This window comes from Vibrio sp. OPT46, from assembly GCF_015163535.1.
Lineage (GTDB): Bacteria > Pseudomonadota > Gammaproteobacteria > Enterobacterales > Vibrionaceae > Vibrio > Vibrio alginolyticus.
Map to the genome: position 1 here is coordinate 16,712 of NZ_JADDYG010000494.1, position 6,753 is coordinate 23,464.

Annotated in this window: 5 protein-coding genes; 4 read left to right on the forward strand and 1 reads right to left on the reverse strand. The window is 44.8% G+C overall.

Translation table 11 applies throughout. The annotated features are described in order from the left end of the window. Positions 1-30 precede the first annotated feature (30 nt). From IQR33_RS20830 to IQR33_RS20845, 4 genes are all read left to right on the forward strand, one after another. The gene (locus tag IQR33_RS20830; RefSeq protein ID WP_005372980.1) at positions 31-777 is read left to right on the forward strand and encodes a YciK family oxidoreductase; all 747 of its coding nucleotides are present in this window, start codon (positions 31-33) and stop codon (positions 775-777) included. Positions 778-906: 129 nt separating this feature from the next. Then, complete coding sequence (gene imuA, locus IQR33_RS20835; RefSeq protein ID WP_017633866.1) at positions 907-1,599, forward strand: translesion DNA synthesis-associated protein ImuA; 693 nt, start codon at positions 907-909, stop codon at positions 1,597-1,599. A 4-nt stretch (positions 1,600-1,603) separates the two neighbouring features. Beyond that, on the forward strand, positions 1,604-3,007 hold the full coding sequence (locus IQR33_RS20840) for a Y-family DNA polymerase (RefSeq protein ID WP_017633865.1): 1,404 nt from the start codon (positions 1,604-1,606) through the stop codon (positions 3,005-3,007). A 27-nt stretch (positions 3,008-3,034) separates the two neighbouring features. Beyond that, positions 3,035-6,109, forward strand: coding sequence for an error-prone DNA polymerase (locus IQR33_RS20845; protein ID WP_193844012.1), 3,075 nt, complete (start codon positions 3,035-3,037; stop codon positions 6,107-6,109). A 72-nt stretch (positions 6,110-6,181) separates the two neighbouring features. Here the strand turns inward: IQR33_RS20845 and IQR33_RS33850 are convergent. Further along, positions 6,182-6,753, reverse strand: a 572-nt coding sequence (locus IQR33_RS33850) for a response regulator (RefSeq protein WP_228014045.1), incomplete at its 5' end; no start/stop codon positions are given.

Consider the following 6,753-nt stretch of genomic DNA (forward strand, 5'->3'; position numbering starts at 1 on the left):
GCCCTCTTACAATAATAAGGATTTATCGCCGTGAACTACTCCGTTTCAGCTGATGCTCTAAAAGGTAAAGTCATTCTTGTTACTGGCGCTGGTAATGGCATCGGCCGTCAAGCCGCGCTTTCTTATGCCGAGCACGGTGCAACTGTTATTCTCTTGGGTAGAAATGTGCAAAACCTTGAATCTATCTATGATGAGATTGAAGCTGCTGGCTATCCACAAGCTGCTATCATTCCATTGGATCTCAAGGGTGCAACTCAGCAGAATTACATTGATATGGCAGAGACAATCGAAGGACAGTTTGGTCGCTTGGATGGTCTATTACACAACGCAGGTGTCTTGAGTTCGCTGTGTCCATTTGATCAAATCAAAGAGGAAGACTTCGACGATATCATGCAGATCAACGTGAAAGCCGAAGTGCTAATGACTCAAGCATTACTGCCTGTGATGCGTAAATCAGAAGCTGGGCGTATTATCTTTACCTCTTCAACCGTCGGCCACTCTGGCCGCGCATTCTGGGGGCCATACGCTATCTCTAAATTTGCCGTAGAAGGCATGATGCAAGTTTTAGCTGACGAGCTGAGTGATACACCGATCCGCGTTAACGCAATTAACCCTGGTGCCACTCGTACTCGCATGCGTGAAAAAGCATATCCGGGTGAAGATGCGAATACTCTCAAAACGCCACTGGATATCATGCCGCTATATTTGCACTTAATGGATCCTGCGGTTACCGATGTGAACGGTCAGTGCATCGACGCTCAACCGAAGCGTAAATAACTCATTCAGGTTACCTCACATAATCGATTGAAAAGGCAGCAAACGCTGCCTTTTTTCATTTCTCTCTTCATAAAAATCTTGCGACTTTCTCCCACAGAAATATACTGTATATATATACAGGTATTTATTATGCAAGATATTATTCAGAACTTAAAAAGCCAACACCTTGTTTGGCAAGCAAATTTAACGAAAGCAGATCCTCAGCAGTTGCAGACTAGTTCCGGTTTTTCTGAATTAGATGATTTGCTCGGCGGAGGCTTTCCACCTCATGGCGTAGTGGAGATGGAATCTATTGGTAGTATTGGTGAATTGCGTTTGCTCGCTCCTTATTTAAAAGCCACCCAGACCAATGGTGTGACCGCATTTATTCAACCTCCCGCGTTAGTGAATTCTCTGTTCTTACACTACATCGGTTTGGATATAAACCAAGTGTGGGTCGTTAATCCAGCTCATCCCAAAGATGCTCTTTGGGCTGCAGAGCAATGTCTGAAAAGTGGGGTATGCAGTAATGTTTTGTTATGGCAAGAAGAGCTTGAAATACATCAAGTGAAACGCTTACAGGTAGCGAGTGAACAAGGTACTTGCCCTCTCTTTATGCTTAAAACAGATACTATCAACCGCTTGTCTTTGCCTGTGTCACTCAGTTTAAAACTGAAAGGCGACGAGCAAGGGATTCATGTTGAAGTGCTGAAAAGGAAAGGAGGCTGGAATAGAGGTAGCGTTAGTATCGGATTCCAACACCATTACCCGCAACTGGTGAAACCATCATCTGAAACTGTGCACTCGACTGTGGTCAATTTCCCACTGGCGAACCAAGGTTAGTGATATGGCTCTGTGGATTTACTTGCACTTCCCTCGCCTGCAGCTAGACGCACTCTTTGGTGATAACCAAAAACAACCCGTGGTGATTGTCGAAAGCCAACGTTGCCAGATTATTCAATACAACGAGATTGCCGAACAACAAGGCATTAAGCCAGGTATGGGCCTAGGCAGTGCTGCGTCCTTGTGTCGAGATTTACAAGTGCATCCTTATCATCCGCACACCGAATGGAGCAAGTTACAAGAAATTGCTCAATGGCTGTATTTGATCACATCTGACGTTGTGTTGATGCCAAACCAAGGTATTTTGCTGCGTGCTACTCCAATGCTCGCTCTGTATGAAGGGTTTGAAAACTATTGGAACAAAGTCAGAGCTCACTTATCGGAGCTGAAACTGAGTTTTCAATTCGGATGTGGTTTTTCGCCTTTTGCTGCCAAATTGATGGCATTATCAGGAGCGAACGTCATCAGCGAAGACAAATCTGCCATACAAAAAGCCTTATCACCAATACCGTTAACACTGACAGATTTATCAAACGCTACCGTAGAGAAGTTACAACGTGTAGGTGTCACCACATTGCAAAACCTGCTTGAACTGCCATTGCAAGACATCGCACGACGCTTTGATATCGATTTGGTGAACTACGTTGGTCGACTGACTGGGCAGTTTAAACACCCTGTCGACTTTTATCACCCTACCGAATCCTTCCAAGTTTATTTAGAGCTGTTGTTTGAGATCGAAAACGTTCAGTGGATTGAAAAGCCGTTGGCCAAATTGCTTCGTCAACTCGAAATCTTTCTTAAATTAAGAGATAAGGTCGCTTTTGAACTGTGTTTAACACTCCACCAGCGTGAGAAACAAGAGCAACACCTTCAACTCACTTCTGCGCAAGGTGATTACCTATGTCAGCGTTGGCAACAGTTAGCGAGTTTGAGCTTAGAGTCACTCTCGCTTAATGGCCCAGTCACAGGGCTAACGTTAAAAGTCATCCGTCAAGGTGAGCCTCTTAGTGCATCACGCGATCTCTTTGCTGGGCAGAAAGGAAACATGAATGCTTTAGAGTTGCTTTCTTTACTGCAAGCTAAATTGGGAAAAAGTGCCGTTTTAAAACCCAATATTGCTTGCGATCCTAGACCAGAAAAGGCCAGTCAGTATCGCCCTGCTGATGCTACGGATGAAAAGGGGCACGCCATACCATCCATACTACGCCCAGCAATGCAATTACCGACTCCCATTGTATTGCAAGAGCAAGTTTCTTTGGTCCACGGACCTGAGCGAATAGTTTCTGGGTGGTGGGATGGTGATGAGATCATGCGTGATTACTACATTGCACACACCAAGCAAGGCCGCTGGTTATGGATATTTCGTGATCAGCACAAGCACTGGTTTCTTCATGGCTATTTTTGTTAAATCGACAGTTATTTTTGTTGGGTCATTATGAGTTACGCGGAACTATTTTGTCAGTCTAACTTCTCTTTTTTGACTGGAGCTTCTCATGCAGAAGAGCTGGTACTCCAAGCTGCTTTCTATCGCTATCAAGCTCTAGCTATAACGGATGAATGTTCAGTCGCGGGCGTTGTCAAAGCCCATGCGACCATCGAACAACATAAACTCGATATCAAACAAATCGTTGGAAGTATGTTTTGGTTAAATGATGAATGCCAAATCGTACTGCTTTGCCCTTGTCGCAAGGCTTATGCCGAGTTGTGTCGTATCATCACAAACGCAAGAAGACGCAGTGAAAAAGGCAACTATCAACTGTTCGAATGGGATTTGATGTCGGTTCGACATTGTTTGGTATTGTGGCTGCCCACACATCAAGAGAGTGATCACTATTGGGGGCGCTGGCTCAATCAACACCACGCTAATCGTTTGTGGGTAGCGATTCAGCGCCATTTGAGTAACAACGATACTGAGTACATTGCGCACTGCGAGCAGTTAGCACATGAATTTCAATTACCTATAACTGCCTGCGGAGGCGTTCTCATGCATGACGTTGAACGCTTGCCATTACAACATGTACTTACTGCTATAAAACATGGGTGTAGCGTCGATAAACTCGGTTTTGACCGTATTTCGAATACTGAGCGAGCGCTTCGTCCTTTTAAAAAGTTGATTCGGATTTACAAACCAGAATGGCTGGAAGAAAGTACTTACATCGCCGATTTATGCGAGTTTAAGCTCTCCGATTTAAAATACGAATATCCTACCGAGCTGATCCCAGATGGTTATACACCCGACTCTTACTTACGTATGTTGGTCGAACGTGGTAAAAAGCTGCGTTTTCCTGAAGGCGTGCCAGCAGAAGTCAATCAAACCATCGAGAATGAACTGGCGCTTATTCAAGAGCTTAAATACCACTACTACTTCCTTACTATTCACGACATCGTAATGTTCGCGAAACAGCAAGGCATTCTTTACCAAGGGCGAGGTTCCGCTGCAAACTCTGTGGTGTGTTATTGCCTGGAAATTACCGCCGTCGATCCTCGACAAATCGCTGTCTTATTCGAACGATTTATCAGTAAAGAACGTAAGGAACCGCCGGATATTGATGTGGACTTTGAACACGAGCGCCGTGAAGAAGTTATCCAGTATATTTACAAAAAATATGGCCGTGAGCGTGCAGCACTTGCTGCAACAGTGATCAGCTATCGCTTTAAAAGTGCCGTGCGTGAAGTCGGTAAAGCACTAGGGATTGAAGAGACCCAATTAGATTTTTTCATTAGGAACGTTAATCGCCGAGATCGCAGCCAAGGCTGGCAAGCTCAAATTATTGAACTGGGCTTACAACCAGAATCTCTCAAAGGGCAGCAGTTTATCCAATTGGTCAACGAGATCATTGGCTTCCCACGCCATTTATCTCAGCACGTAGGTGGCTTTGTAATTTCATCTGGCCCTTTATATGAGTTGGTACCTGTTGAAAATGCCTCGATGGAAGAGCGCACTATCATTCAATGGGATAAAGACGATTTAGAAAGCTTGAAGCTACTAAAAGTCGATGTACTCGCACTCGGCATGTTAAACGCCATCAAAAAGTGCTTTCAACTGGTCGAGAAACATCACCAGCGATCCCTCTCGATTTCCGAGATCACTCGCCGACAAGATGATCCACTCGTGTACCGCATGATCCAAAAAGCTGACACGATAGGCGTATTCCAAATTGAATCTCGTGCACAAATGAGCATGCTTCCTCGCCTAAAGCCTGCTTGTTATTACGACTTAGTGATTCAAATTGCAATTGTTCGTCCAGGCCCTATTCAGGGTGATATGGTGCATCCTTTTCTAAAACGACGAGATCACAAAGAGCCTGTCAGTTATCCATCGGAAGAAGTAAAAAGCGTTCTGGAGCGGACTATGGGCGTCCCTATTTTCCAAGAGCAAGTCATCAAGCTAGCCATGGTAGCCGCAGGGTTTAGCGGCGGCGAGGCCGATCAACTCCGTCGAGCGATGGCATCATGGAAAAAGAATGGCGATCTCGCTAAATTCAGACCAAAACTGATCAATGGTATGCAAGAGAGAGGCTATGACTTAGCGTTTGCTGAGCGCATTTTCGATCAGATTTGCGGCTTTGGTGAGTACGGCTTCCCTGAAAGTCATTCAGCGTCTTTCGCAGTGCTGGCATATTGTTCTGCATGGTTAAAATATTATTACCCAGCCGAATTTTACACTGCATTGTTGAACAGCCAACCAATGGGATTTTATAGCCCATCGCAATTAGTACAAGATGCTCGCCGACATGGCATCGAAGTATTGCCGGTGTGCGTCAATCATTCAAAATATCAGCATCATCTCGTCTCACGTCCGAATGGCAGGCTCGGCGTGCAACTTGGTTTTCGCTTGGTGAAAGGCTTTAACGCAGAAAGCGCACAAAGGCTTATTGAGCGCAAACCACTTAATGGTTACCGAACGATTCAAGAAGTAAAGCAGATATTAAGAAGCCGAAGTGACATTGAATTATTGGCTTCAGCCAATGCATTTCAGGCCTTATCGGGGAATCGTTATAACGCTCGCTGGGCAGCAATGGATTCCTTATCTGACCTACCATTGTTTCACAAGGTCGAAGAACCCAATGTTAGCTACCAGACTCAACCCTCTGAATATGAAAATTTAATTGAGGATTACGCAAGCACGGGACTATCTCTTAGCCGCCATCCAATTAAATTATTAGAAGAAACGGGCAAACTCCCTCACTTTACTCGCATGATGCAACTGGCAGAGAAGCCGCATAAGTCACTGGTCACAGTGGTAGGCGTGGTAACAGGAAGACAATCTCCAGGCACCGCCGCTGGCGTGACATTTTTTACGCTAGAAGATGACACGGGCAACATTAATGTGGTCGTTTGGCAAGCGACAGCACGAGCCCAAAAGCAAGCGTATTTAGGCGCTAAAGTATTAATGGTGAAAGGCATTCTTGAAAGAGAGGGAGAAGTCACGCACGTTATTGCTGGCAAGTTGATTGATTGCACGCACTACTTGAACAATCTACAAAGTAAATCTCGGGATTTCCATTAGTACAGAGGAATTAAGGAGAGAGATGTTAAAAATCAGAGAGAGGTGCGCTCCCTCTGATTTCACTAGATCTAATCATGCACTTTTAGAAAGCATCTGGCGTAATCGGTCTTGAGCAACTTCAACCAGCAGATCCGGTTGGAATTTAGATATAAAGCGATCACAGCCTACTTTTTGTACCATGGCTTCATTAAAACTACCGCTCAGAGAAGTGTTCAATGTGATAAACAACTTAGACATACGTGGATCTTGGCGCACTTCATGGGTCAGTTTATAACCGTCCATTTCAGGCATTTCAGCATCCGTAATCATCATCAACAGCTCTTTTTCTACATCTTTACCTTCATCACACCAACGTTTTAAAACCGTTAACGCTTCTAGCCCGTCACGACACTCGATGATATTCATACCCAATTGAGAAAGCGTATCGCGAACTTGATTACGAGCTGTAGAGGAATCATCTACAATCAGAACATTACGCCCGACCATTGCTTGGGCCAATTCTTGATCGAGAATGTCCTCCGAGATAGTCACGTCGTAATGTACAATCTCTGCTAAAACTTTTTCAACGTCAATAATTTCGACAATTTGAGAGGCATCCCCCTCTTTGATTTGCGTGATAGCCGTGAGGTAATTCGAGCGACCAG